Here is a 25,636-nt window from a genome sequence, read left to right as displayed (position 1 = left end):
CGTTGAGACGAATTGGCGTAGAATCATTGCCCTAATTCTTACTGGCCCAGAGCATCAAACCCAAAAGAACGCGGGCCAAAACAAAAAGCCGAGAGTAATGTCTCGGCTTTGAATCAACGATAAATGGTATCGATGCTATTAAAATTAAGGGCTATTAAGATTAAGTGCTAACTAGGTAAGAGCCCTACTTAATTAGATCCATCAACCCTCGCATTTCTCTTTTCCTGCTTTTAAGCTCTTCTTGTTGCTCGTCGGTAAGCACGGCCATTAATGTACTTCTGAATTTAACCTTTTCAACGCCAGCAGCGATAAGGTCATCTTCATACTTCGCGCTAAGGGCGATAAAAGCATCCTCAGAGAACGCATCACTTCTCACTAAATCGCGCTGTGCCTGTTTGAATGTTTTCACTGTTTCGCGATGAGATAGTGCACTCTCTTTCTGTGAATCAATCAATTGCGCAATCTCGGCCTTTTGTTCATCAGACAAAGACAGGCCAGCAAACTGTTTCATCTCTCTTTTTCCACGCTGCTGTTTGTCGCCTCTGCTATCTTTGTGCGACTGCATTGCCTGCTCTCTGCGTTCATGTTTGCGTTCACGCTTCTCTTCAAACTTAGAGTGGCGCTCATCGAGTTCTGCTTGCTGCTCTGTGGTTAACACGGCAAACACATCATGGCGTAATGTTGCAAAAACAAGCTGCTTCGACGATTGCTTTGCAACACGCTGTGTCACCATCTCAGTAATTTCAGCGTCCGTCGCTGTGGCCAAGTCTACTCTTGGCGTTGAGTCAGCATTCCTGCGCTCTTCTCTTGAATAGCCCTTGGTTTCATTAGAGTTGGCTTCTTTAAATTGAGTGACTAGCGCTTTAATTTCACTTTTTTGTACTTCACTAAGAGAAAGGCCGCGAAGCTGTTTAACCATCTGTTTAACTGAAAATTTCGCTGATTGATGGTGACGCATTTCTGTGTCGTGATGCTTGGCATAAGCAAAACCACTGATACCTACAGTCGCTACAATTGCGGTGGTAATAAGTAATCGTTTCATTTTCGTCTCCTTTTAATTGACACTGATAGATTAGTACCAATCGTCTAGCTATACAGTCAGCAAACTGTAAAGCTTGTGTAAAGGCGATACGATATCAAGACTAGAAAGAGTGGAAGCGATATAGTAGCTATATAGAAATTATATAGAAGTTATATAGACGCTGTGCAGTCCAGTAATAGCATTGCTTAGCAGCGTGCAGTTTCAACCAATGGGCACAGCGGGTATGGGAATAAATCATAGAAAGGTGAGTGTGTTTTCATGAACAAGGAGTTCCATCTACAGTCTGTATTAGTCATCGATGATGACATTGAACTAACAGATATGTTGTCGACTTATCTCTCTGGTATGGGATATAGCGTTAACGTGAAAAACGACGGTGAAGCCGGATTGTCTGAAGCAATATCCGGCCATCATTACGACCTTATTCTTCTCGATGTAATGATGCCAAAAATGGACGGTTTCGACGTGCTCCAAAAACTTCGCGCTAGCCATACTACACCAGTGCTTATGTTGACGGCTCGCGGTGATGACTACGACAGGATCTTAGGTCTTGAATTGGGAGCCGATGATTATTTGCCAAAGCCCTTTAACCACAGAGAGCTAGTAGCGCGAATTAAAGCCATAGTGCGGCGCTACACCTTGTCTGCCGGTGGCGGCGGCACAGAGCAAGACCTTCTTATTAATGACATCTTTCTTAGCCCTAGTAGTCAGCAGGTTAAGGTGAGCGATATAGCGCTAGAGCTGACAACCACGGAGTTTATGGTGCTCAGGCTTCTAATGCTGAATGCCGCACAACGGGTTACAAAAGAGCAAATTAGCCTAAAAGTACTGGGCAAGCCCTTACAAGCTTTTGATAGAAGTATCGATATGCATGTGAGTAATTTACGCAAGAAAATTTCTGCAGTGGCGCCTGGTGATAAGATAAAAACCCTGCGCGGTGTGGGTTATATGCTGCTGCCGGAGTAATGCAGATGTTTAAAAAGTTAAATCCCACACGCAAAATTATGGGGCGCATTTTTTTGTGGTTTTGGGCTACATTTCTTGTGACAGCAGCGCTGGCCGTTGTGGGGACACGGTTTTTCTTCGAAGAGTTAGAAGTTGTTGATATTAAACCCCAGGATGTGCGCGCACTGTCCGTTTCTGTCTCGCGAATTCAGCGTAACAATGCGCAGCAAGTGCCTCTCGTTAAACTGCTTAACCGCTTCGAGCGAGAAAGACGGTGGCGTTTAATCGCTGTGAATACCAACAGCAAACAAGTCATTGCGCCTTCCGGGCCGCCCCTTCGAGATGTTGATGTTCGGGCGCTGCAAAATTTAATTGGGCAAGAGTCTGCCATTGCAATTAAACGCGGAGCCGTAAAGTTTTCTGGGCCTGTGTTTTTTAACCATGATGAAGAGCGTTATGCGCTCTTCTCAGCAAAGTTTGATCGGGCTCAGGAAAATAAGCCATCGTTTTTATTGCTGTTTTTTATCGCCATCCTTACCACTACCATACTGAGTTGGTTGTTTGCACGCTCGTTAACTTCCCCCATTCTTGATATACAAAGTTCTGCCAAGAAGCTTGCCAGCGGGCAGTGGGATACGCGAGTAGGCTTTGCATCGAATCGCCATGATGAATTAGGTGAGCTAGCCCGAGACTTCAATACAATGGCAGCACGATTACAAGCCATGTGGGGCTCACAGAAGCGCCTCTTAGCTGATGTATCTCATGAGTTGAGGTCGCCACTGGCTAGGCTACAAATGGCATTAGGACTGGCGTATCAACAAAACGTAGACCCTGACACGTTAAGCCGAGTTGAGCGAGAAGCTGAACGCATGGAAGCCTTGGTGGCACAGCTACTTACGCTAAGTCGTGTTGAGGCTGGTCATGTGTCGCTTACTAAGCAGTCCCTAACCGAAGTGCTCAACGATGTATTTACTGACGCTAACTTTGAGGCACAAAATAAAAATAAGCAGCTGCGTATTGCACAAGTACCACAAATAACCGTTGAGGTTGATAGCAACATGCTCTGCAGGGCGGTGGAAAACGTGATACGAAATGCTATTCGCCACAGTAAAGCACTTACTTCGGTTGCTTTTGAGCATGACGATACACAGTGGCATATCTCTATTTCAGATGATGGTGATGGTTTGTCACAAAAAGAGTGCGAGCAAATATTTTCTCCGTTCTATCGAGCATCTCTAGCCCGAGAGCGTGAGTCTGGCGGAGTTGGGCTTGGACTCTCTATTGCCAAGGCCGCTGTAGAGTTACATAACGGAGTTATCTGCGCTGAACCTCAAAGTGATAAAGGGTTAAAGGTGACTTTATCCTTTCCCCGGTAGTTCATGGAGTTACCCTAGGGGGTGTTGATCTGCTATTAAATAAATAAAACTTTGTGAGTATGTTGGTAAAGTACCTAGGTTTTTAGGTATCATTTCGATATAACAACTTTATAACAAGGCAAAACACATGGAATGGACGTTCACGTCTGAAAATGATCTGGCGACGACGTTTGCTACGGCAATAAACCCATTCTGGCAAGAGCACGTCACTGAAGGGGCTTTTAAAGGCCAAGAAGGTTTCAGTGTTCGGTACGCGTTTTGTATTCCAAAGAGTCCGCGTTCCACGGTGGTGATCAGTTCTGGCAGAATTGAGTCTTACTTAAAGTATAAAGAGCTTATTTTTGACCTATACCAAAATGGGTTTGCTGTCTTCATTCTTGATCATAGAGGGCAAGGGCTGTCCGATAGGCTGACTCACGACCCTCAGCATGGCTATGTAAGCAGCTTCGATGATTATGTGGACGACCTGATCACCTTCGTTAAAGAAATAGTAAAGCCAAAACAGTGTGGCGAGTTACAGCTTGTGTGTCACTCTATGGGTGGAGCAATTGGTGCCCTTACTCTGCTACGGGTGCCTACTTTATTTGACAAAGCCGTATTGGCTTCGCCTATGTTTGGTATCAAGCCAGCCTTGCCTGACTGGGTGGCCAACGGACTCATTCGTACTGGCCTTGCTGTAAATAGAATGAGAAAGCAGCAGTCGGGGTACTTTTTTGGCCAAACGCCTTACATCGCATTTCCCTATTCATTGAATAAACTCACTCACAGCAAATCCCGCTATGCGCTATTTCGTTCGCTGTATGATGAAGAGCAAGAAATACAACTGGGCGGCGTGACCACAGAATGGCTAGCTGCTGCACATGAAGCTATGCACCGAATAGAAGATAGTGCTAGGGCCGTCACTACACCTATGATAATTTTTAGTGCCGATGGTGACAGCATTATTGATAATACTCGTCAGCGCCGAGTGGCAAAGAAAATGCCAAATGCAGAGTTAGAAGTCATACCCAGGGCCTATCACGAGTTATTTACCGAGTCGGACTCCATACGCGAGCCCGTGCTAAATCGACTATGTGATTACCTTTCTAGCTAAACGCAATGAAAGTGTTGCAACTCATTCTAATGCCCTTAACTTTATAGCAGTAAGTAGAACTCACAGCATGTTTGATATTGTACTTTACCAACCTGAAATTCCACCTAATACAGGTAACATTATTCGTTTATGCGCCAATAGTGGTTTCGCGCTACACCTCATTGAGCCGCTTGGCTTTGAATGGGACGATAAACGAGTACGACGGGCTGGCCTCGATTATCACGAGTTTGCCCATGTGACACGACATGCAAATTTGGACGCCTACATTGAAGATGCAAAACCCACGCGAATTTTTGCATGCACCACAAAAGGAAAAGCCTTTCATAGCGATGTCAGCTATAAAAAAGGTGATGCGTTAATATTTGGCCCTGAGACGAGAGGACTACCTGATGAATTTATTCAGTCTCTTCCTGAAGGGCAGCGAGTAAGAATTCCTATGCTGCCAGACAGTCGCAGTATGAACCTATCTAATGCCGTGTCTGTGTTTGTTTATGAGAGCTGGCGTCAAATGGGATACGAAGGAGCAAGATAGCCTTTAGCACTAAAAGCCTTTCGCATTGAAACCGTTTCGCGTAGAGATCATTTTGCGTTGAGGCCATTTCGCGTTGAGACTCCCTCACGCTGACTACCTTCTTAAAGCATAAAAAAAAGCGCAGCGTGATAAAACGCTGCGCTTTTTTTAGTGTTACATTTGCGCTTTTACAATGCTTGGGCAAACGAAGTTTCAGTCACTGAAAGCGACTAGCCTTCAGTTCGAAGGTCGCGTCCTAAGAGCGCTAAAGCGGCCTCTTTAGGGTTTTTATCGTGATACAGAACGGCATAAATTTGCTCACAAATCGGCATTTCTACACCCACCTTGTTCGACAATATATGCACTTCTTCGGTATTTCTGTAACCTTCAACCACTTGCCCAATTTCTTCTATGGCAACGTCAACGGATTTACCTTGACCTAGTGCCAAGCCAAAGCGGCGGTTTCGAGACTGATTATCTGTGCAAGTAAGCACTAAGTCGCCAAGTCCAGCCATGCCCATAAAGGTTTCAGGGTTGGAGCCAAGCTTTACGCCTAAGCGGGTTAGTTCGGCAAGACCACGGGTTATCAGCGCAGTACGAGCATTTGCACCAAAGCCTAAACCGTCGGCCAATCCCGCACCAATCGCGATAACGTTTTTCACTGCACCACCAAGCTGTACGCCGGTAAAATCTGAGTTTTTATACACTCTGAATGATTTTGCACAGTGAAGCTTTGCCGAAAATTCATCAGCGAAAGTATCGTCAGTAGAAGACAGCGATATAGCAGTGGGCAACCCCGCTACCATTTCTTTGGCGAAGGTTGGGCCGGATAGTACCGCTAGAGGGTAATCAAGACCTAAAATCTCTTCTGCTACTTCTCGCAACAAACGCCCTGTTTTTGGTTCAAGACCTTTTGTCGCCCAAATAACTCTGTGATGAGGTTTTAGCAAGGGCTTTAAGCTTGTCAGCATAGCCGCAAAAGCATGGCTTGGAACCACGACTAATATGTCTGCGCTCGCTGCCAAAACGTTTTCTAAATCAGCATCTACCTGCAGCGCATCAGGAAACGTTGCTCCTGGTAAGTATCGAGCATTTTCTCGAGACTCTGCGAGTGCTTGTATATGCTTTTCGTCCCGCCCCCACAACAGTGTTGGATTACCATTTCTGGCAAGACAAAAAGCAAGAGCAGTGCCGTAAGACCCTGCTCCCAACACCGAGGTAGATGGTACCGAGGTAGAAGGTACCGAGGTAGACGCAGTAGAAACCGAAGGTTCACAAGCCGTCTTAGTGTTCACGTTATTTACGCGTCCATCTTAGGCGCTTGGCCCTGTGCTTGTTGCGCACGTTTTTGCACATAAGCTGCAAAAATTGCATCAAAGTTTACAGGTGCAAGGTTAAGCGGAGGGAAAGTCCCGCGGTTAACCAAGTTAGAGATGGTTTCACGCGCATAAGGGAAAAGCATATTCGGGCAGAACGAACCAAGAGTATGTGCTTTGTTCTGATCTGGCATTTCGCCAATAGCAAAGATACCTGCTTGCTGAACTTCACAAAGGAACGCTGTTTCTTCGCCAAGAGACGCAGTAACGGTAACCGAAAGTACCACTTCGTATACGTTCTCTTCTAGCTTGTTTGTGCTAGTGTCGATATCCAGCTTAATTTCAGGCTTCCACTCTTTTGTGTAGATAGCCGGCGCATTGGGTGATTCAAAAGAAATATCTTTGGTGTAAATGCGTTGAATATTAAACTGTGGTCCCTGCTGAGCCTGTTCGCCTGCAGCCTCGCCGTTATTTGTCTGATTTTCGTCAGCCATGATAGTTCCTATTTATTTGTTGTTTTATTTTAAATTTAGAGCGTTGCTGTCGTGCTGACGCTTTATGCTAAACCCAGCATTGGGTCGAGTTTACTCGCGGCTTCTAAAGCCATCATCTCGTCACAGCCGCCAACGTGCTGATCATTGATAAAAATCTGCGGTACTGTCCAGCCACCGTTGGCACGCTCAATCATAACGTCGCGCAATTCAGGCTGCACGTCGATGGGATATTCAGTAAATTCCACACCTTTTTGCGTGAGTAGTGCTTTTGCACGATGGCAATATGGGCAGTGGCCCTTGGTGTAAAGTTCAACGTTGCTCATAAAAGGTTACCTATTATTTTGAAACGGGAAGGCTGGCGCTTTGCCATGCATTCATACCGCCTTTCAATACATTCACATTTGCGAAGCCGTCTTTTTGCATCGCACTTGCTGTACCACGAGCCTGATTACCCATAGCGCATACTACGATAATGGGTTTGTCTTTGCTGTTTTCAAGCTTCTTGAAGTTTTTCTCGCGAAGCTCTTCTGGTTTTATTTGTCTAGCACCGAGTATGTGTCCGGTTTTAAAGTCTTTTGCGGGACGAGTATCAAATATCACCGCGTCTTCTTTATTGATTAAAAGCGTTGCTTCATGGGTGCTTAATTCTTTTACCGACGAGGTGAGCCCGCTGACATAACTAAATATCAACATTGCCACTAACGCCACCCACACACCAGCAAGAACAATATTGTTGCTGGCAAATTCAATTAGTTGATCCATTACTGCTAACCCTGTCTACAGACCTTGAAAAGAGTGCAAAGTATATAGAAAAATCGGCGAGAAACCAGCCTGCCGTTAGCAGTAGCTCGCATCAGCATTCCCATTTGCTTCAGATGGTTGATATTACGGCGAAATTGAACTGGGATTATGGCAAAGCCTCAGATACACTGATTTTGGAACGAATACCCGCGCTTTGTCGTTAAATGCGCGCTATTTTAGTTAAGGTTCGTTATTTTAGATGCTCGATGCGTTCATTATTTCAAATTTATACACTGCCATGCTTGTTAACAGGATATCTTCACCGCTTTTATGTTTTTAAGAACCGCGCTTTCTCTGCTGTCTTTTTGCTTGCTAATGCTTGTTTCGCCCCTTGCGTGCAGTCAGGACTCTGACCAAAAATCTGGACAAGCACAACAAAAAGAGCAGTTGGCACAACTACAGGCCGAATTAGTCGCTAGGCAGCAAGTGCTTAAAAATAATAAAGCAAGTGCAGAGGAGCTTGAGGGTGTGCTTAAGCAGTCTGAGCTTGAAATCGCCAAGGTCGCAAAAGCATTGAGTAGCACCAAGCAGTCTTTAGATAAGATAAAAGACGAGCAACAGGCACTCCAAAAAGAGCAGAGCGAATTGAAAACTGCGATTCGTCAGCAACAGTCGTTACTTGCCAGTCAGCTTAAAAGCGCCTTTATGGCAGGGCACTACGACTATGCAAAAATGCTGTTTTATCAAGAAGACGCAAAGTCCTTCGAACGCGTCATTACCTATTACAAGTATGTTGCGAAAGCACGTCAAAAAGAGATAGAAACGTTTAGAGATAATGTGGCTCGCTTAGAAGCAGTTAACGCGGAATTGATTGAAAAAGCAGAATCGTTAGCGCGCCTTCAAGATGAGCAAGAAAATCAGCGGGCTATCTTGCTGACTCGCCAGAACGATCGCAAAGCCACATTGAATAAGCTCAATCAAACGATTGCGTCAGAAAGCCAACGAATTGCTTCCCTGCAAGCAAACGAAAAAGCCTTAGTGGATGCTATCGAAAAAGCGCGCATTGCGGCAGAGCGAGCGGCAAGAGAAGCGACAATTACGCTAGACGGATTAGCCAAGCTAAAAGGTCAGCTCGATTCGCCAGTGAAAGGTCGCATACGCAAGCTGTTTGGAAACAGAAGACAGGGGCAGGTACGATGGAAAGGCATTGTCATTGATGGCGCAGAGGGCGACCCGGTAAATAGTATTGCACAGGGTAAGGTGCTGTATGCTGACTGGCTACGCGGTTTTGGGTTGGTCTCTATTGTCGACCACGGTGACGGCTACATGAGTGTGTATGGGCACAATCAAGCGCTTTTAAAGCAGGCGGGTGATGAGGTGCGAAGGGGAGAGCGTATCGCTTTGGTAGGGCGAAGCGGGGGGCAAGAGTTTCCGAACCTCTACTTTGAAATTCGTCATAAAGGCAAAGCGGTTAACCCGACGATTTTTATAAACTAGCTAGGGTTTGTATTGAGTGGCCGTGTATTAAATAGCCAGGTATTGAGTGGCTGTGTATTAAGTGACCGTGTATTAAGTAGCTATTTATCAAGGCCGTGTATTGAGTGCCCATGTATCGAGTAGCTAGGCTGCACGGCGTGTTGTGTCAAATTCATTACTTGGTATGCTAGGTCAACACCTCTTAGCACTTTGATTAGCTGACTTGGTGTTAAAAATAAGCGCTGGTAAATACCAGGAACAAATAATAATAAATAAATGGATATTGTTAGGTGCACGTGCGTCGTTTTTTAATTAGCGTAACTATAGCGATGAGTGCTGCTGTTAGTAGCCTCACAAGCTTATCTGCTTTTGCAAAGCCTAATATCATTGTTATTCTCGATGACCTTGGCTACAGACCTACTGACGTGGCCGCATTTTCACTTCCTAAAGAGGTGGCGTTTTCTATTCTTCCGCAAACGCCGCTGTCAAAAAGCATTGCCCAACGCGCTGAAAATGAAGGTCGCCCTGTGATGTTGCATATGCCGATGCAAGCCACAAATCACAAGTCCATGGGGCCCCTAGGTTTGAGTACAGATATGTTTCCTGGTGCCATTACCCACACATTGCGAAAAGCCATCAAAAGTGTTCCTAATGCAATTGGGGTAAATAACCACATGGGGAGCGCCTTTACCGGGCAAGAAGACTCAATGAAAGCGCTTATGGAAGAAATTAAGCGCCAAGGTTTGTTTTTTGTAGACAGCAGGACAACCGTCTTAACCAAAGCTCAAGAAGTTGCTGAACGGGTGGGGGTGCCAAATGCCAGCCGCCAGATTTTTTTAGATCATCAGCGCAACACGGCATTTTTCGAACACCAATTTAAGAGAATGAAAGATATAGCAAAAGCCAAAGGCTATGTGGTTGTTATCGGTCATCCCCACCCTGAAACCATCGCCTTTTTAAAGCAGCAGTTACCTTCTTTAGAATCTGAGGGATTCAACCTGTTATCCATTGCAGATTATTTCGCAGAAGACGAGCAAAGCGACCCGTTGCTCGCCACTTATTCCACCGATAGCGGCGCATCCTCTCCAAACGAGTAGCACGATAGAGTGCAATCGGACATAAACTGCGCGAATTCGATATAAAGTTTAATGCGAAGAAATTTTTCATTTCTCCCAATTTGTTATATTATAACGTCTCTGACACGTTTTAATGTAAGGTATCCATGGCTCCTCTTGATGACAATCCAGCGAAATTAGACAAATTAGGCATTTGGGTGTCTGGTCTATGTGCGCTGCATTGCCTTGCGCTGCCAGTACTTATTCCTCTGCTGCCATTAATTGGCTCAACCTTTTTTGCCCAGGTGTGGTTCGAGCGCACCATCTTGTCATTTTCTTTATTGGTTGGCGCAGTAGCCCTCATTAGCGGTGCAACCCGTTATCACGGTCGGTATTATCCACTTGCGTTGCTGTTAACCGGCGGCGTAATTTATTGGAATAAAGATATATTTGGCGAGTCCTACGAGCCCTTCACTATAGCGACGGGGGCATTTTTGATTGTAGCGGGGCATTGGGTAAACATGCGTCTTTGCCGTCAATGTAAGTGCTGCAAAAACTCTGTATTGTCGAATCACTTATCGACAGAGGCAAAGTAGTCAGATTTCGCAAATTTTGAATCTACCTCAAGCTTTCTAGTCTACTTCAGTATCTCCAACTTACCTTAAAACCTCTATGGCTTTATTCGGTACGTTGGTAAATATACCTGTTACTCCCCACGCGGCTAATTGCTGCATATCTCTTGGTTCATCCACCGTGTACACATACACTTCAAAGCCTTTAGAGCGTACTTCTTCCACAAAGTCTTTTTCTACTGCATCTAATGCAATGTTCACAGAGTAAGCGTTAAGTGCTCTTGCACTTGCTGTGCAGTCCAGTTCGTAGCTTGCGGTTAATGCACCTATTTTTACCTCGGGCCACCGAGCGACAATACCAGCAAGCCAATGGTGGTTAAATGACGATATAAGCACCTGCTCTTCTGCAACCGCACTTTGTGCGATGGCCTGTTTAGTTTGAGTTACCCAGGTGTCGATACACTGAAGATGCTTTATTTCAATATTGCACCAGCGCCCTTTAGGTACCGTAGCTAGGGTGCTGTCCAACGTAGGAATGCACTCACCTTCACCAATATCTAAGTGGCGCAAGGTAGACCACGGCGTATCTAATAAATAACCAGGAGTACGGGCTCGTCGAAGCAGCAGTCTGTCGTGAAAAACAATAATGCCGCTGTCGTGTTGATAAGTATCAAACTCAATGCCATCAGTACCCTGCTCAAAAGCCAAATGAAAGGCTTTGAGTGTATTTTCGGGAGCGGCTTTACTGGCACCTCTGTGGGCAAAAATACGCATGGCTATTCCTACTCATCTTGTACGTTTGATTGATGGAGTTTGTGTGTATTTAGCGTTTCGTAAACCGATGCCGATGTAATAAGAATACCGCCAATGAGGGTGCGAAACGTTGGGCTTTCATCAAGCACAATGATAGCAAGTGCGACGCCGTATAGGGGCTGCATGCAAGCGATGAGAGAAAAGGTTTTTGCGCGCAAATGGCGTAAAGTTGCAGCAATAAGGGCGTGTGGCAGCGCAGTAAAAACAGTACCTAATAGCAATAGCATGAGCCAATCGCGGGTTGTTGCTTCGCCAATGCTGCTACTTATGGTTGGCAGCAGCACCGCAATGATCACTAGTGTTTGCCAGGCCATGGCTTTTGCACCGCTATACTGCTTGAAATGCTTGCGATGAATAATATTTCTAAACGCGTACAAAATAGCCGAGCCAATGCCGATCAATACGCCAAGCGTGACTTCATTTTCCAGCGAAGACTCGGGCACAATAAGATAAACGCCTACAATAACAGTGAGGGCCGACACAATGTCTTGCCATACCAATCCTGTTTTTTCGAAAAATGGCTCAATGAGCACGGTGATAACAGGAAAAGTAAAAAGGGCAATCATTCCTACCGATACGCCAGCGTACTGCATGGCCGCAAAATATGAAATCCAATGCAGTGCCATAAGCACGCCTAGTCCGATAGCAATAAGGTAATCACGGCGAGAACGAAGTGATAGTTTGTCTTTCGTTAAGGTTAGAAATGCAAATAGGGCGATACATGCAAAAACAGAGCGTATAAGCGTGATATCGCTAGCACTTAACGGGATAAGACGAGAAAAAAGCGCCGTACCACCAAGCAGAACAACAGTAAAATGCAGCGATATCAGGCTTTTTTTAACAGCATCCATAAATTAAGTGTCAGTGGTATCGGCACTGCGTTTTGCTGCCATTGGCTCACCGAGACGGGTGACCATACCCGGCACAAGATCTTCAAAATCTATGGTGTCTTTCTCGAAACACACCACAATAGTAGAACCCAGTTTGAAGCGGCCTAATTCGGCACCTTTTTCTAACTTAACGGCAGCCTCACTGTCTTGCTCGTAAGTCCAGTGCTGCACATTTTGCCCCGCTGGTGGTGTAACCGTGCCCGCCCAGACCGTCTCAATACTGGCCACAATGGTGGCACCAACAAGTACCATTGCCATTTTGCCTACAGGCGTATCAAAAATAGCGACGACCCGCTCGTTGCGAGCGAATAATCCAGGTATGTTTTCTGCGGTCAGTGGATTAACTGAAAACAGTTCGCCAGGAACATAAATCATATCTGTTAGGGTGCCTTCAACAGGCATATGAATACGATGGTAGTCGCGCGGCGCTAAGTAGATAGTTGCAAACTTGCCGTTTTTGTAAGGCGCGGCGATATCCGGCTTGCCACCTAGTAACGTGGTTAAGCTAAAGTCGTGTCCTTTAGCTTGAAAGATACTGTCGCTTTCAATATCGCCAAACTGACTGACGGTTCCATCTACAGCATGGATTAGCACATCGTCGTTGTCGTCGATGGTGCGAGCCTCAGGTTTTAAAGGGCGCGTGAAAAAAGCATTAAAGCTTCGATAATGAGAAGGGTCTTCGTGTAAGGCTTCTGACATATCCACGTTGTACTGCTTTATAAAAAGCTTGATTAACGATGTGGTTACGCTGCCCATTTCTGCTTCAGCAAGCTTTCCCACTAAGCGTGATATGAGGTGCTTTGGGGTTACGTACTGTAAATTAACTTTAAGCCAATCTAACACTAAAAATTCTCCATTTTTCTAACAAGGCCCTTTCAACGGGTGAGATTGTACCTTATGTTGCGCAACGACAAACTACTTAAAGATTATGGATGCTTCCAAGTCGATATAAGTACGCGACTAAAGGTTTTTACGCTAGGGCTTTTTAAGCCCCCGGAGGCTGACTGTGGCTCGGCCTATTTTCTTCCATCGAGACTAAAATTCGATGATAACTATCAAAGCGTTCTTTGCTAATTTCGTTTTCTTCGACCGCTTTTTTAATTAAACACCCAGGGTCGTTAAGATGCTTACAGTCTCTAAACTTACATCCGCCAAGGTAATCTCTAAATTCAATAAAACCCCAAGTGATACGCTCGCTGGGAATATGCCAAAGCCCAAACTCTCGCACGCCGGGAGAGTCTATTAAGTCTCCTCCCGCAGGAAGGTGTAGCAGTTTTGCTGTTGTGGTGGTGTGCTGACCTAACCCAGAGTTATTTGAAATTTCGCCCGTGAGTTCATCCGCGTCAGGCAATACCTGATTAATTAGGCTCGACTTGCCCACGCCAGACTGGCCAACAAATACGCTTATACTATTATTCAAGTAGTCGTTAAGCGCTTCGATGCCTTCGCCAGTTGCACAGCTGGTGTAGAGCACTTCATAACCCAGTTTTTCATAGGTGGTAAGCTGATTTGCTACCGCAGTTCGTTCTTCGTCGCTAAGTAGCTCAACCTTATTAATCACTATCAGCGGTGTTATGCCTATGTCTTCACAGGCAACAAGATAGCGGTCAATGATATTGGTTGAAAGCGAGGGCAGAATAGCACTCACTACGATGATTCTATCTATGTTCGCGGCGATGGGTTTTACGCCGTCATAAAAGTCGGGACGGGTAAGTACAGAGTGTCTGTCTTTGACAATTTCAATAACACCGTTTACGCCGGTGTCAGTGGTATCACCTTTACTAAAAAAGACTTTGTCTCCACACACCACAGATTCCACCGTGCGGCGAATGTGACAACGTGAAATAGTGCCGCTAGTGTCCTCTACATCAGCATGCTTGCCAAATCGACCCACGACGGTGCCGCTCAGCAGTGCGCTCTCATCCGGTGTTGAGGATGATGAGTTCGCGTGTTTTTCTTGTAAGCGTTTGCTACGGTTAGTTGCAACTTGACGCTTTTGTCTTTGAGTAAGTTTTGGTTTTTTCGCCACGATTATTTTCTAGTTTCACGTATACTAATACAATAATAACGTTTGTAGGGCATGGTTGCCATGTCTGTAACGCATAGAGGAATGATATGAGTAAAGATAACAGTAACCTTGTTTGGATAGACATGGAGATGACAGGGTTAGATCCCGAAACGTGTGTGGTAATGGAGATTGCTACCATTGTGACTGACGCACAGTTAAACATCCTTGCCGAAGGACCTGTTATTGCCGTTCATCAAAGTGATAGCGTGTTAGATACCATGGACGAGTGGTGCACGCGAGTGCACGGCGAAAGCGGCTTAACAAAGCGTTGTCGGGAAAGTACAGTGAGCGAGAGCGAAGCTGCTGAGCAAACTATCGCGTTTTTGCAGCAGTGGGTTGATGCTGGCAAATCGCCACTATGCGGAAACACTATAGGGCAAGACAGACGCTTTATGGTGAAATATATGCCAGAACTCGAAGACTACTTTCACTACCGCAGTATTGATGTAAGTACAATTAAAGAGCTAACTCGTCGTTGGAAGCCTGAAATATTATCTGGTTTTGACAAAAAAGGCGTTCACCTTGCACTCGACGATATTCGCGAGTCTATCGAAGAGATGCGCTATTACAGAGAGAAAGTGTTTACGATTTAAGCACTCAAGGGCAAAGGTACTAAAAAAGTGGAATAAAAGGTTGCGTTACCCCAAAATTTTTGTAAAATGCGCACCACTTCAAACGAAGTGCCCTTTGTTGCGGGAATAGCTCAGTTGGTAGAGCACGACCTTGCCAAGGTCGGGGTCGCGAGTTCGAATCTCGTTTCCCGCTCCAAATTCAAATCTAACTAACGAATTAAAACGGCAGTTAGTGAGTGCGAAAAGCGCGACCCCTTGTGGGCCCGCGACCGAGTGTCGGCCAGTTGGCAAATCTCGTTTCCCGCTCCAAATTCAAATCTAACTAACGAATTAAAACGGCAGTTAGTGAGTGCGAAAAGCGCGACCCCTTGTGGGCCCGCGACCGAGTGTCGGCCAGTTGGCAAATCTCGTTTCCCGCTCCAAATTCAAATCTAACTTACTTTTAGTAAGTACCAAAAGATGCATCAGCATCGACTCTATGCGGGAATAGCTCAGTTGGTAGAGCACGACCTTGCCAAGGTCGGGGTCGCGAGTTCGAATCTCGTTTCCCGCTCCAATTTTTACACCTCAAATCATATTTTTATATTTGCAATCCTATTCTATGCGACCCTTGTGGACCCGCGACCGAGCGTCGGCCATTGTTTCGCAACGAGTTCAAATCTGTTTCCCGCACCAGCCTGTTTGCCACATTTTCATAAGTTAATGATTAGTGCATTCATACTGATTGCATCAATATGCATCGTGACTTGTCTTTTATTGGTGCGCTAAAAATACGGTGTTCGCTATTCTTCGCGTTTTCTCTGCACTCCATCTCTACTTAATGCCGATTTAAAATAGCTTAAACGCACTTAATTGCACAAAAATAGTGCGGTCGATGGTTTTCTTGCTTGATCATTTGCATATTAAATAGATTTTTATAAATAAGTATGCATAATCCCCAGCCTTTATGAGCTGTCGCAGTGCAAAAGTGAACATATACTGGGCACAGTGCTTGCTAAAACATAAATGTTAAAAGTCTATAAATATAAATTTCTGGGTAAAACCAGAAAAAAATACCAGACAAAAAATACCAAAAAAATAGTACCCCACGTGAGCACCTTAATGTTGCTCATTGTAGAGGTACGCATAATCAGTCTTACTGCCGGTAGCTATCACTAAGAATAGTGGCTTAAACAGACAAGAAAATATTCGGAGAAACACACATGGCTTTTGATTTATCAAAGCGCAATAACATTTCTGTACTAGCATTTGCCGTATCGTCGGCATTGGCCGTAAGTGCAGGAGCAGTTCAGGCTCAGGAAGAGACTGAAGTTAAAGAACGGGAAGTCGAAAAAGTAGTGGTAACCGGTTCTCGTGTTGCGCAAGATTCATCATTAAGTGCCGCAAGTCCAGTCCTTGCAATTAACGCGGGCGACATTAAAACCTCAGGTCAAATCGACCTTGGTGCCATGTTGCGTGAGTCTCCACAGCTACAGGCTTCACTTCCTGGCTCATTTTCAGCGTTCAGCGGTACGCCACTAGGTGCAAGTTTATTAGACTTACGTAACCTAGGTAGTGAAAGAACTCTAGTCATGGAAAATGGCCGCCGCCACGTTTCCGGTATTGAAGGAACAGGCTCAGTTGACGTTAATGCTCTTTCTACTGCACTGCTTCGCAATGTAGAGGTATTAACGGGTGGTGCGTCAGCGGTATACGGCGCCGATGCGGTTACCGGTGTTGTTAACTTCAATATGCGCGACGGCGCGTCGTTTGATGGCTTAGAAGTTCGTACACAAACCGGTGTTACTGATGATGGCGATGCCAATGAATTCTTCTTATCATTAGCAAACGGCTTTACCAGCGATCGCGGTGACCTTGTTTTTGCCATTGAATATCAAGAAACCAGCCCCGTATTTGCTCGCGACAGAGACTTTGCTGGTTCAGGTTTATTCTCTCAAGTCGCTAACTCAGCGGCTACTCAGGAAGCTTTTGGTGTAGATGCTCGCTTTGACAACACATGGGTGCCTAATTATCGCCTGCCTATCTCAAGTGATCGCGGTGTAATCTCACTCACTGGCAGTGCATTTGTTGACGTACTTGATTCCGGCGGTGCTGCAGGTTGTGCCACTATCGGCTCACAAATGATCCCAACCTGTCAGGTAATTGGTGAAGACGGTAATTTACGTGCTTATAACCCAGGTGATGTGTATATAGGTGCCTTTGATGCAAGCGGCGGTGACGGCGTTCCAGCTTCCCCTGATAGCGAATTAATTCTGCCTGAATCTAAGCGTTTGTTAGTTCAAGCGGTGTCTAACTATGAAGTAAATGATTTTATAAACTTTTTTGTTGATGCTAAGTTTGTTTCAAGTGAAACCAAAGAAACCAACCAAGTAAACGGCTTTAACGATGATATTCCAATCTCTTTAGACAACCCATTTGTACCTAGTGCGCTACTTGCTCAAATCAACCAGCTTAATGGCGAGGGAGAAAGCGTAAGTTTGGTAATGTCTCGCGACGTTCTAGATTTCAATGCAACCTCAAACCCTGAAGCCGAGCGCAAAACGTTCCGTATAGTCACTGGCTTCGACGGTTACATCCCCAATACCGAATTAGAATACGAAGTATTTTATAACTACGGTCGTACGGATGCTGATATTACATCCAGAGTTCGTTTAGAAGACCGCTACTTCGCAGCTATTGATGCGGTAACAGACCCAACAACTGGTGAAGCCGTGTGTCGTTCAGATTTAGACGGTTCTGCTCTGCCACCAACGTCACCATTCCCTACGGTTAATGGCAACTTTGGTTTTAATACTTTCCAACCTGGCGACGGATCGTGCGTTCCCGTTAACTTGTTTGGAAAAGATTCAGTAAGCGCCGAGGCTGCGGCTTTTATATTCCAGCCGGCGACGTCGGAAAACGAAATTGAACAAGAGAACTTCCTTGCTGTAATTTCAGGTAACTCGTCTGATTTATTTGAACTACCAGCCGGTCCAGTATCGTTTGCGTTAGGTTACGAATGGCGTCGTGAAACAAGTAATTTTACACCAGACCCTTATTCAGCATCTGGCCTGACATTTGGCACACTAGATTCACGCAGTGGACCAACGAACGCATCAAATGGTCAATACGATGTTTCAGAATATTTTGTAGAAGCCACTATTCCACTATTAGAGGGAATGGATTTCGCCGAGCGTCTTGAACTTCGTACCGCATATCGTAGTTCAGACTACGACCCATACGGCACTCATGATGCGTGGACAGTGGGTTCAGTATGGTCTCCTGTAGAAACCTTCAGTGTGCGTACTACTTACTCTGAAGCGGTTCGTGTTCCAAATATAAACGAAGCATTTGCGCCAACGTTTGCTGCAACATTGGGTGCAGGCGACGACCCATGTAACCAAAACTTTATTGAAGCAGGTTCTGAATTCCGCGAAGCAAACTGTATTGCATTAATCGGTGATAGCGTCGCCGATGGCTCATATGATTCAACTAACTTCTTGTCGGCCTTCGTCGCTGGAACCACAGGTGGTAATCCAGACCTAGAACCAGAAGAAGCGGAAACCATTACGATAGGTACAGTGTGGATGCCCGCTGGCGAGCTGGACGGTTTGTTTGATGGCCTAGTATTTACGCTAGATTATTACAACATCCAGATTGACGGGCTTATCGATAGCCTAAGTGGTTTTGATATTGCGTCTAACTGTGTTGATGCACCAACGATCAACAACCAGTTCTGTGATGCGGTAGACCGAAATGCAACAAACGGTTCTATTTCTAACTTCCGCTCAGGGTTTATCAACCTGGCAGCAGTGGAAACCTCGGGAATCGATTTCCGTGTTGATTATGGTTTTGATTTAGCAGAATTAACCGACACAGACTCTCGTTTAAACTTTACCCTTAACGGCACAAACTTCCTTAAAAATGATGAAGTTCGCGACGTATCGGCACCGGATGAAGTGACTGATGTGCTCGGCACATTTAGCCGTCCAGAGTGGATTGTGAACATGAACGTCGATTATTTAATTGGCGATTTTGTTATCGGATGGCAAGGACGTTATGAAAGTTCGCAACTACTTCCGGGGTTAGAGAACCAAGATATTGAAAACAACCCTGACTTCGTCAGCATTACATCAACAGGTTCTGCGCTAGTTCACGACTTTTCTGTATCTTATACCTTCGACGATTCACTAGAAGTGTATGGTGGTGTGAATAATGCGTTCGAAGAAGACCCGTATTTAGGTACGCTTTCTCGTCCAGCAGGCCCTCGAGGACGTTTCTTCTTCCTTGGTTTGAATTACAACATGTAATCTAGGTGAGATGAATAACAGCCCCGCCACGAAAGTGCGCGGGGCTTTTTTTTGTCTCATTGCTTTTAACCGAATCAAACGCTACTCTTACTGGTCTAACCAGATAAGTGCTTGCTGTTACAAGATGCCAGCTCAATTTTTAACATACGCGTATACCGTTGCTGTGGAACACTGAATACTATGTCCAATAACTACGTACTAAACACCTACAATAAATTTCTAAAACTGCCTTTCGGTAAAAAGCTGTTCAGTTGGTACTCTGCGCGTAGAGCGCCTTATTTCTCTACCGTGTCGCCTTTAATTACCGACGTCAGACCGAACTATTGTGAAGTCTATCTTAAGAAGCGCAAAGCAATAGAAAACCATATCGGCACGGTGCATGTTATTGCAATTTGTAACGGGCTAGAAATGGCAATGGGGTTTATGTGCGAGGCATCTATTCCAAAACATTTGCGGTGGATACCTAAAGGTATGGAAGTGAAGTACCCAGCAAAAGCGGACTCCGATATACGTTGTGTTGCCGAAGTGCCAGAAGATGCATGGAAGCCCGGTAACCTGCCTATTTCAGTAAAAGCATATAATAAAGAAGGCACAGTAGTGGTTGATGGAACTATTACCGTGTGGGTAAGTGAAAAGCGATAAAAAACATTTCCTCAATCGTAATTTAAGGGGCCGCATTTGCGGCCTTTTCTGTCTTTAAACCACGTTAATATATTAAGTTTTTACTACCGTGTATTTTCGGTTTGACAGCCGCTATAAACCAAACTAAACCTATCGATAGATGTCGGGTAAAAAGTCTATTGCATAGCTGGTACATGTGCCAGCTACCACCAAGCTAACATGTGTTGAACGGGGTGAATATGGCGGTTATGACGAAAGCGCAGGTAGTGGGTAAACTGTTTGTGGATAAAAAAAATTACCCATATGGCTTTGCCCGTTCTGGTGATTTCTCTATTTCAGAGAGCAAGCTTCTGCAGTCTACAGGGGGGTTATTTGCAGCCCTTGTCGATGGCCACATTACGCCTGAAAATGATGAAGAACAATCCTATCTCGAATCAGCACTAGGCCATCGCGAGCCAGCAACGCCTCAAGAGAGGGTGTGGTTAAAATACCAACGACGCATAAATCGACCAAAAGCAGCGAGTATTTACGGTTCTCAAAAACCCATTCTTGAGGATGGCGATGATGGTAGTGATACAACCATAAGTGATAATAGCGACCTTGATGTAGACATTTCAGATTGAGAGGTGTCTACCTTTGCTCTATATAAGTGCACGAAATGTATTGATCCTAATAAATGTTAAATCAATGTAAAACTTTATCCTAATTTACGTTGCTAGCTAGCTTAATTCGAAATATTCATCCTAATAATCTCCATTATTGGGATATATATCTCACTTTTCCTCAATTTGGTGTTTTATCTTCCTAATAGCTTCGATATAGTCCGGACATGGTCAACGAAAGCTGACAATACACAACCTTTTATGGGAGATACAACAGTGAAAATGATGTCGGGCGCAGCCATGGTGGTTGAAGCGCTAAAAGATGTAGGAGTGACTCATGTGTTCGGCTACCCAGGTGGAGCCGTACTAGACATTTACGATGCGTTATATGCGCAAGAAGATGTCAAACATGTCCTCGTGCGTCATGAACAGGCAGCCGCACATATGGCGGATGGGTATGCACGTTCAACTGGCAAAACCGGCACCGTTCTCGTCACCTCAGGTCCAGGGGCAACAAACACGATCACCGGTATAGCTACAGCTTATATGGATTCAATCCCTATGGTTGTGCTGTCAGGGCAAGTGCCGTCTATGCACATTGGTGAAGACGCATTCCAAGAGACTGACATGGTAGGGTGCTCGCGCCCTATCGTTAAGCACAGTTTTCTTGTAAAGCGTTCGGTGGATATCCCAGAGGCGATTGCTAAGGCTTATTATATTGCAAACACTGGCCGTCCTGGCCCTGTTGTGGTTGATTTACCAAAAGACTTGGTGAGTGTTGCAGATGAACATCCTTATGTATTCCCAAGCGATGTCACTATGCGTTCATATAACCCCACTGAAAAAGGCCACCCAAAGCAGGTTAAAAAAGCGGTAGAGTCACTACTTAAGGCCGAGCGTCCTATACTTTATGTTGGCGGCGGTGCAGTAGCATGCGATGCATCAAGTAAAGTGATTGAATTGGCGGAAAAGCTAAATGCCCCTGTAACTTGCACGCTTATGGGTTTAGGTGCAATGCCGGGTACGCACAAGCAGTTTATCGGTATGCTGGGCATGCATGGCACCCTTGAAGCCAACAAGTCGATGCACAATGCTGATTGTATTATTGCATTGGGCGCGCGATTTGATGACCGCGTGACAAACAATGTGGACAAGTTCTGTCCCCATGCTGACATTATTCATGTAGATATTGACCCAGCGTCAATCTCAAAAACCGTAAACGCACACATTCCTGTAGTGGGCTCGGTAGATAAAGTATTAGATCAAATTCTTAGCCAAGTAGATAAGAAAGACTTATCACATCAGCCAGAGAAGCTTGCCGATTGGTGGGAACAAATTGCAACATGGCGTGCAAAGACGTGTTTGAATTACGAGCAAGGCGAGGAAGTCATAAAGCCTCAGCGCGTTATCGAGACCTTGTACAAACATACCGATGGAAAAGCGTTTGTGAGTTCAGATGTTGGCCAGCATCAAATGTTTGCGGCACTTTACTATCAATACGACAAACCTCGTCAGTGGATAAATTCAGGTGGCCTTGGCACCATGGGCTTTGGCTTGCCAGCGGCCATGGGCGTTCAGTTTGCTCACCCTAAAGCCACATCGGTTGTAGTTACAGGTGACGGTAGTATTCAAATGAATATTCAAGAGTTGTCTACCTGCTTGCAGTACAACCTACCTATTAAGATTATTTCGTTGAACAACCGTGCTCTTGGAATGGTTCGCCAATGGCAAGACATGATTTATAAAGGTCGCCACTCGCATTCCTACATGGATTCTATGCCCGACTTCGTTAAGCTTGCTGAGGCCTATGGGCATGTTGGTATTAAGGTCGACAAGTTAGAAGACCTAGATGCAGCGATGGAGAAATGCTTTAGCTATACAGATAGACTTGTATTTATGGACATTGCCATCGATCAAAACGAACACGTATATCCAATGCAAATTAAGTACGGCGCCATGGATGACATGCGCTTGAGCAAGACGGAGCGAACCTGATGAAACGCATTATTTCAGTATTAATGGAAAACGCCCCTGGCGCACTATCACGTATTGTTGGTGTCTTCTCACAGCGTGGATATAACGTTGATTCGTTATGTGTAGCGCCTACAGACGATTCCAGCTTGTCTCGCTTAACGATTATCACCCACGGGGATGATAAGGTGATAGAACAGATCACCAAGCAGGTGAACAAGCTTATCGATGTACTTAAAGTGGCCGATTTAACGGAAAATACGCACATTGAGCGTGAATTGATGTTAATCAAGGTTGCTACTCGCACAGAGTCAGTGCGCGCGGAAGTGAAGCGTAACTCGGATATATTTCGTGGCCGCATTCTCGATGTGAATGCCAACAACTACACCATTGAGATTACCGGTACTACCGACAAGCTCGACGCGTTTGCCGCTACAATGGGGCAATGTGCTGAGGTAATTGAATCTTCTAGAACCGGCGTGTGCGGTTTGGCCCGAGGTGATAGAGCACTTCGTCCTTAGTATTCATTGGCTCTCGCTGCTAATTACCGGCAGCACAGCAACGATAAAAGAAAGAAGGCCAGTTGATAAAGACTGGCCTTTTTATTTGCCAATCAAAAAAGTCCTACCTCATTAATTGCCTGAGTTGCCGCCGTAGTAAGCTTCTACTCTAAGGGCCACACCTAAAGACGCTGAAAAGTTTTCTTCGCGAAGTAACAGCACGAAGGGCTCTACATCGAAATACAACCAGTCTCTAATCGTGTTAGAGCGCCATCTCAAGCCGCCATACACCTCCTCTACGCGATAATTTGGCTGACTCAGTCCTTCCACCATAAAGTGAGGAATTAACGCATTGTGGCTGTTTATGGAGTAAAGGTGCTGAATTTCATGTCGCCAAAACCAGTCGTTGGTTTCATCGCGATAGAAAAAGCGATTGTTTTGTCTCACAAGGTGTCGTGGACTAATATCGTACTGAAAGGCAGCGCCTATCTCCGCACCAAGTCTGTCTCTGGTAAAGTAATACAACTCAGCATCATACAGCATGGCCAATTTATTAGTGAAAGCTAGGGCATCCCGATACCTTGCTCGGGTATACAGTTGGTCACGTCGTCCGGCTCCCACTCTAAAAGAGTAGTGTGAATTCTGATCTGGGCGAAAGCGCAGAGCAATGGTGGTCTGGTCGCGATTGTTATTGGCGGTATCTCTGGCGGCTCGAATCGATGAGTCTTGGGTTTCATCTTCATTATCACTTAACAAAAGGTCAACGCGCTCTTCAAGTGCCGGAAGCTTTACGCGGATCCTAAAACGCAAATCTGTGTCAGCAAAATCCCCAGAACGAGGTTCCCAAGCAAGCTGAATACGCCCCTCTGCACGCGCTTGTTCACCGAGTTGTTTTGCACCCGAGTCGTTACTGTGAAACCAACCATCAAACTGCTTTACAGTAAAATCCATGGAGTCAGTAAAACTGCGCTGCCAAATATCAAACCACTGCTCGTCAAAATGATGTTCATGAACATTGTTGGGATCATTGGACTGATGAGTTTGCAGGCTGGCGCTGCTTTGTGATTGCTCATGGTTACTGACCGCATCTACATCACGTTTGGCCGTCTCTATGTTGGTTTGTAGCGGCGAAAAGTTGACAAGCATAAAGTGACATAACACAGTTACCGCACAGGTCATTAATGACTAACCCCTTGTTAGCAATCGTGATGTTAGGTGCTTAAATTAGCAATCCTTTGTAATACAAAGAATGAAACGGGAAGTACAAAACGTCAATGATTATTCGATAAGATAAATATTCAGGTGAAAGGAACGGCTCGCGGTGGCATACTGGTGCCATTGACGTTGGGGAGATAAATTTTATGGGTGGAATTAGTATTTGGCAGTTGCTGATAATACTGGTTATTGTTGTGTTACTTTTTGGTACAAAGCGCCTTAAAGGTATCGGCACCGACTTAGGTAGTGCCATCAAAGGTTTCAAAAAAGAAATCACTGAAGACGATAAAGATGCAGACTTCGACCAAAAAAAACAGGTTGAAGAGCAGCCCTCGACTGACTCAGTATCCACAAAAACAGAAAGCGACGTTAAAGATAAGTCCTAATGTTTGATATTGGCTTTTGGGAGTTATTGGTCATTGGCGTTCTGGCCCTACTAGTGTTAGGTCCAGAACGGTTGCCCGGTGCCATGCGTTCTACTATTAATACTATTCGCGGCGTGCGTAATATGGCAACTGGCTTTAAGCAAGAAGTTGAGCATCAATTGCGCGTGCACGAATTGCATGAAAATCTTAAGAAAGCGGAACAGCAGGGGCTTAAAGATCTCTCACCAGAACTTGAACAAAGTGTTGATGAGTTGAAAAAAGCGGCTGAGTCGGTTCAAGAACCATATAAAAAGCAGTAGATGTCTGACGCTAACAACTTACTATCTCATTTAATTGAATTACGCAGCAGAATTCTTAAGGCGCTATTGAGCGTGCTGGTGGTTTTCCTGTGCTTGGCTGCGTTTGCGCAAGATTTGTATCAGCTTTTGGCTATGCCGCTTTTAAATGCAATGCCAGAAAATGCCACAATGATTGCCACTGACGTTGCCTCACCGTTTTTCGCGCCGTTTAAACTTACCTTGGTGCTATCCTTTTTTATCGCCATTCCTTACGTGCTTTATCAAGTGTGGGGCTTCGTGGCGCCAGGTCTTTATCGCAATGAAAAGCGTTTGGTGGCGCCACTGCTGCTATCAAGCACATTACTCTTTTATGCGGGTATGGCGTTTGCGTATTTTGTGGTTTTCCCCATTGCCTTTGCCTTTTTCACGAGTGTAGCCCCCGAGGGCGTTACGGTAAGCACTGATATTTCAAGCTACCTGAACTTCGTGTTAAAGCTGTTTTTCGCTTTTGGCGTGTCTTTTGAAATACCCATCGCTATTATTTTATTGTGTTGGACCGGCGTTACAGACGCCAAATCACTACGTGCTAAACGCCCATTTGTGGTGGTTGGTGCGTTTGTTGTCGGCATGCTGCTTACCCCGCCAGACATTATCTCGCAAACTTTATTGGCAATCCCTATGTGGTTTCTGTTTGAAGTGGGCGTGATCATAGGCGGGCTATACGCTGGAAAGGCCAAGGACGCAGATGAACCCGAGCAAGACGAAGCAGAAAACAAAATTTCAGACGACGTTTAATTCATTAATAACAAA

The 25,636-nt window shown here is 45.2% G+C and carries 26 protein-coding genes and 2 tRNA genes; 18 read left to right on the top strand and 10 right to left on the bottom strand.

Annotation, left to right across the window (positions count from 1 at the left end; genetic code table 11):
• Positions 1–184: 184 nt before the first annotated feature.
• Positions 185–1,042, bottom strand: a complete 858-nt coding sequence (locus AC27HD_RS14665; protein WP_487106759.1) for a Spy/CpxP family protein refolding chaperone — start codon at positions 1,040–1,042, stop codon at positions 185–187.
• 258 nt (positions 1,043–1,300) lie between these two features.
• On the opposite strand from AC27HD_RS14665, the gene AC27HD_RS14660 reads away from it, so the two are divergent.
• From AC27HD_RS14660 to trmL, 4 genes are all read left to right on the top strand, one after another.
• The gene (locus AC27HD_RS14660) at positions 1,301–2,008 is read left to right on the top strand and encodes a response regulator transcription factor (RefSeq protein ID WP_032095462.1); all 708 of its coding nucleotides are present in this window, start codon (positions 1,301–1,303) and stop codon (positions 2,006–2,008) included.
• Positions 2,009–2,013: 5 nt separating this feature from the next.
• The gene (locus tag AC27HD_RS14655; RefSeq protein ID WP_487106757.1) at positions 2,014–3,363 is read left to right on the top strand and encodes an ATP-binding protein; all 1,350 of its coding nucleotides are present in this window, start codon (positions 2,014–2,016) and stop codon (positions 3,361–3,363) included.
• Positions 3,364–3,490: 127 nt separating this feature from the next.
• Entirely contained in the window at positions 3,491–4,456 is a 966-nt protein-coding gene (locus AC27HD_RS14650) for an alpha/beta fold hydrolase (protein WP_487106756.1), read from the top strand.
• Positions 4,457–4,523: 67 nt separating this feature from the next.
• Entirely contained in the window at positions 4,524–4,988 is a 465-nt protein-coding gene (gene trmL, locus AC27HD_RS14645; RefSeq protein WP_032095459.1) for a tRNA (uridine(34)/cytosine(34)/5-carboxymethylaminomethyluridine(34)-2'-O)-methyltransferase TrmL, read from the top strand.
• Positions 4,989–5,197: 209 nt separating this feature from the next.
• Here the strand turns inward: trmL and gpsA are convergent, their stop codons facing one another.
• The 4 genes from gpsA to AC27HD_RS14625 form a co-directional block, all read right to left on the bottom strand.
• Positions 5,198–6,181: an NAD(P)H-dependent glycerol-3-phosphate dehydrogenase gene (gpsA, locus tag AC27HD_RS14640; protein WP_487106850.1), complete on the bottom strand. Its 984-nt coding sequence runs from the start codon at positions 6,179–6,181 to the stop codon at positions 5,198–5,200.
• A gap of 86 nt (positions 6,182–6,267) precedes the next feature.
• Positions 6,268–6,777 carry a protein-export chaperone SecB gene (gene secB / locus AC27HD_RS14635; protein ID WP_032095458.1) on the bottom strand — a complete coding sequence of 170 codons (510 nt, stop codon included), beginning with the start codon at positions 6,775–6,777 and terminating at the stop codon, positions 6,268–6,270.
• 62 nt (positions 6,778–6,839) lie between these two features.
• Positions 6,840–7,100 (bottom strand): glutaredoxin 3, encoded by a 261-nt coding sequence (gene grxC, locus AC27HD_RS14630; RefSeq protein ID WP_032095457.1) that lies wholly within the window; start codon positions 7,098–7,100, stop codon positions 6,840–6,842.
• A gap of 13 nt (positions 7,101–7,113) precedes the next feature.
• The gene (locus tag AC27HD_RS14625) at positions 7,114–7,539 is read right to left on the bottom strand and encodes a rhodanese-like domain-containing protein (protein WP_032095456.1); all 426 of its coding nucleotides are present in this window, start codon (positions 7,537–7,539) and stop codon (positions 7,114–7,116) included.
• Between the two features lie 354 nt (positions 7,540–7,893).
• Between AC27HD_RS14625 and AC27HD_RS14620 the strand changes: the two genes are divergently transcribed.
• The 3 genes from AC27HD_RS14620 (at position 7,894) to AC27HD_RS14610 (ending at position 10,645) form a co-directional block, all read left to right on the top strand.
• Positions 7,894–9,015: a murein hydrolase activator EnvC family protein gene (locus AC27HD_RS14620; RefSeq protein WP_487106848.1), complete on the top strand. Its 1,122-nt coding sequence runs from the start codon at positions 7,894–7,896 to the stop codon at positions 9,013–9,015.
• Positions 9,016–9,290: 275 nt separating this feature from the next.
• A complete protein-coding gene (locus tag AC27HD_RS14615) occupies positions 9,291–10,091 on the top strand; it encodes a divergent polysaccharide deacetylase family protein (RefSeq protein ID WP_235207755.1) in 801 nt (266 codons plus the stop codon).
• 125 nt (positions 10,092–10,216) lie between these two features.
• Positions 10,217–10,645: a MerC domain-containing protein gene (locus AC27HD_RS14610; RefSeq protein ID WP_032095454.1), complete on the top strand. Its 429-nt coding sequence runs from the start codon at positions 10,217–10,219 to the stop codon at positions 10,643–10,645.
• A gap of 60 nt (positions 10,646–10,705) precedes the next feature.
• Here AC27HD_RS14610 and AC27HD_RS14605 read toward each other — a convergent pair whose 3' ends face one another.
• The 4 genes from AC27HD_RS14605 to rsgA all read right to left on the bottom strand — a co-directional run bounded on the left by AC27HD_RS14605 (position 10,706) and on the right by rsgA (position 14,353).
• Positions 10,706–11,395, bottom strand: a complete 690-nt coding sequence (locus AC27HD_RS14605; protein WP_032095453.1) for a glycerophosphodiester phosphodiesterase — start codon at positions 11,393–11,395, stop codon at positions 10,706–10,708.
• Positions 11,396–11,403: 8 nt separating this feature from the next.
• Positions 11,404–12,285 (bottom strand): DMT family transporter, encoded by an 882-nt coding sequence (locus AC27HD_RS14600; RefSeq protein ID WP_032095452.1) that lies wholly within the window; start codon positions 12,283–12,285, stop codon positions 11,404–11,406.
• 3 nt (positions 12,286–12,288) lie between these two features.
• Positions 12,289–13,167: an archaetidylserine decarboxylase gene (gene asd / locus AC27HD_RS14595; RefSeq protein ID WP_163106980.1), complete on the bottom strand. Its 879-nt coding sequence runs from the start codon at positions 13,165–13,167 to the stop codon at positions 12,289–12,291.
• A 142-nt stretch (positions 13,168–13,309) separates the two neighbouring features.
• Entirely contained in the window at positions 13,310–14,353 is a 1,044-nt protein-coding gene (gene rsgA / locus AC27HD_RS14590) for a small ribosomal subunit biogenesis GTPase RsgA (RefSeq protein WP_032095450.1), read from the bottom strand.
• 86 nt (positions 14,354–14,439) lie between these two features.
• Here rsgA and orn point away from each other — a divergent pair, with 86 nt between their 5' ends.
• The 8 genes from orn (at position 14,440) to ilvN (ending at position 22,968) form a co-directional block, all read left to right on the top strand.
• Positions 14,440–14,985 carry an oligoribonuclease gene (orn, locus tag AC27HD_RS14585; protein ID WP_032095449.1) on the top strand — a complete coding sequence of 182 codons (546 nt, stop codon included), beginning with the start codon at positions 14,440–14,442 and terminating at the stop codon, positions 14,983–14,985.
• A gap of 99 nt (positions 14,986–15,084) precedes the next feature.
• A tRNA-Gly gene (locus AC27HD_RS14580) sits at positions 15,085–15,160 on the top strand.
• A gap of 284 nt (positions 15,161–15,444) precedes the next feature.
• Positions 15,445–15,520, top strand: a tRNA-Gly gene (locus AC27HD_RS14575).
• A gap of 646 nt (positions 15,521–16,166) precedes the next feature.
• Entirely contained in the window at positions 16,167–19,253 is a 3,087-nt protein-coding gene (locus AC27HD_RS14570) for a TonB-dependent receptor domain-containing protein (protein WP_487106751.1), read from the top strand.
• 180 nt (positions 19,254–19,433) lie between these two features.
• Positions 19,434–19,895 carry a hotdog fold domain-containing protein gene (locus AC27HD_RS14565; protein WP_032095447.1) on the top strand — a complete coding sequence of 154 codons (462 nt, stop codon included), beginning with the start codon at positions 19,434–19,436 and terminating at the stop codon, positions 19,893–19,895.
• A gap of 218 nt (positions 19,896–20,113) precedes the next feature.
• Positions 20,114–20,497, top strand: a complete 384-nt coding sequence (locus AC27HD_RS14560) for a MaoP family protein (RefSeq protein WP_487106749.1) — start codon at positions 20,114–20,116, stop codon at positions 20,495–20,497.
• A gap of 255 nt (positions 20,498–20,752) precedes the next feature.
• A complete protein-coding gene (locus tag AC27HD_RS14555) occupies positions 20,753–22,471 on the top strand; it encodes an acetolactate synthase 3 large subunit (RefSeq protein ID WP_032095485.1) in 1,719 nt (572 codons plus the stop codon).
• Entirely contained in the window at positions 22,471–22,968 is a 498-nt protein-coding gene (ilvN, locus tag AC27HD_RS14550) for an acetolactate synthase small subunit (protein ID WP_032095445.1), read from the top strand. The genes AC27HD_RS14555 and ilvN overlap by 1 nt, the downstream gene beginning before the upstream one ends.
• Positions 22,969–23,079: 111 nt before the next feature.
• Here ilvN and AC27HD_RS14545 read toward each other — a convergent pair whose 3' ends face one another.
• Positions 23,080–24,126: a hypothetical protein gene (locus AC27HD_RS14545; RefSeq protein ID WP_235207754.1), complete on the bottom strand. Its 1,047-nt coding sequence runs from the start codon at positions 24,124–24,126 to the stop codon at positions 23,080–23,082.
• Positions 24,127–24,308: 182 nt separating this feature from the next.
• Between AC27HD_RS14545 and tatA the strand changes: the two genes are divergently transcribed.
• Genes tatA through tatC form a run of 3 tightly spaced genes read left to right on the top strand, consistent with a single transcriptional unit; the run spans position 24,309 to position 25,621 of the window.
• Complete coding sequence (gene tatA / locus AC27HD_RS14540; RefSeq protein WP_349378506.1) at positions 24,309–24,548, top strand: Sec-independent protein translocase subunit TatA; 240 nt, start codon at positions 24,309–24,311, stop codon at positions 24,546–24,548.
• A complete protein-coding gene (gene tatB, locus AC27HD_RS14535; RefSeq protein ID WP_032095443.1) occupies positions 24,548–24,847 on the top strand; it encodes a Sec-independent protein translocase protein TatB in 300 nt (99 codons plus the stop codon). Before tatA ends, tatB begins: the two co-directional genes overlap by 1 nt.
• Entirely contained in the window at positions 24,848–25,621 is a 774-nt protein-coding gene (tatC, locus tag AC27HD_RS14530) for a twin-arginine translocase subunit TatC (RefSeq protein WP_032095442.1), read from the top strand. It begins immediately after the preceding gene.
• Positions 25,622–25,636: the final 15 nt, after the last annotated feature.

It is taken from the genome of Alteromonas sp. 4NS20-0143 (genome assembly GCF_057542855.1).
This window is presented reverse-complemented; position numbering and strand designations above follow the sequence as displayed.

Coding starts and splice junctions, on each gene's coding strand:
- AC27HD_RS14665 (WP_487106759.1), bottom strand. CDS start 1,042: ATGAAACGATTACTTATTACCACCGCAATTGTAGCGACTGTAGGTATC.
- AC27HD_RS14610 (WP_032095454.1), top strand. CDS start 10,217: ATGGCTCCTCTTGATGACAATCCAGCGAAATTAGACAAATTAGGCATT.
- grxC (WP_032095457.1), bottom strand. CDS start 7,100: ATGAGCAACGTTGAACTTTACACCAAGGGCCACTGCCCATATTGCCAT.
- AC27HD_RS14565 (WP_032095447.1), top strand. CDS start 19,434: ATGTCCAATAACTACGTACTAAACACCTACAATAAATTTCTAAAACTG.
- tatA (WP_349378506.1), top strand. CDS start 24,309: ATGGGTGGAATTAGTATTTGGCAGTTGCTGATAATACTGGTTATTGTT.
- secB (WP_032095458.1), bottom strand. CDS start 6,777: ATGGCTGACGAAAATCAGACAAATAACGGCGAGGCTGCAGGCGAACAG.
- AC27HD_RS14655 (WP_487106757.1), top strand. CDS start 2,014: ATGTTTAAAAAGTTAAATCCCACACGCAAAATTATGGGGCGCATTTTT.
- AC27HD_RS14620 (WP_487106848.1), top strand. CDS start 7,894: ATGCTTGTTTCGCCCCTTGCGTGCAGTCAGGACTCTGACCAAAAATCT.
- AC27HD_RS14545 (WP_235207754.1), bottom strand. CDS start 24,126: ATGACCTGTGCGGTAACTGTGTTATGTCACTTTATGCTTGTCAACTTT.
- orn (WP_032095449.1), top strand. CDS start 14,440: ATGAGTAAAGATAACAGTAACCTTGTTTGGATAGACATGGAGATGACA.
- AC27HD_RS14605 (WP_032095453.1), bottom strand. CDS start 11,395: ATGCGTATTTTTGCCCACAGAGGTGCCAGTAAAGCCGCTCCCGAAAAT.
- AC27HD_RS14660 (WP_032095462.1), top strand. CDS start 1,301: ATGAACAAGGAGTTCCATCTACAGTCTGTATTAGTCATCGATGATGAC.
- tatB (WP_032095443.1), top strand. CDS start 24,548: ATGTTTGATATTGGCTTTTGGGAGTTATTGGTCATTGGCGTTCTGGCC.
- AC27HD_RS14570 (WP_487106751.1), top strand. CDS start 16,167: ATGGCTTTTGATTTATCAAAGCGCAATAACATTTCTGTACTAGCATTT.
- AC27HD_RS14625 (WP_032095456.1), bottom strand. CDS start 7,539: ATGGATCAACTAATTGAATTTGCCAGCAACAATATTGTTCTTGCTGGT.
- trmL (WP_032095459.1), top strand. CDS start 4,524: ATGTTTGATATTGTACTTTACCAACCTGAAATTCCACCTAATACAGGT.
- AC27HD_RS14560 (WP_487106749.1), top strand. CDS start 20,114: ATGGCGGTTATGACGAAAGCGCAGGTAGTGGGTAAACTGTTTGTGGAT.
- AC27HD_RS14600 (WP_032095452.1), bottom strand. CDS start 12,285: ATGGATGCTGTTAAAAAAAGCCTGATATCGCTGCATTTTACTGTTGTT.
- tatC (WP_032095442.1), top strand. CDS start 24,848: ATGTCTGACGCTAACAACTTACTATCTCATTTAATTGAATTACGCAGC.
- ilvN (WP_032095445.1), top strand. CDS start 22,471: ATGAAACGCATTATTTCAGTATTAATGGAAAACGCCCCTGGCGCACTA.
- AC27HD_RS14650 (WP_487106756.1), top strand. CDS start 3,491: ATGGAATGGACGTTCACGTCTGAAAATGATCTGGCGACGACGTTTGCT.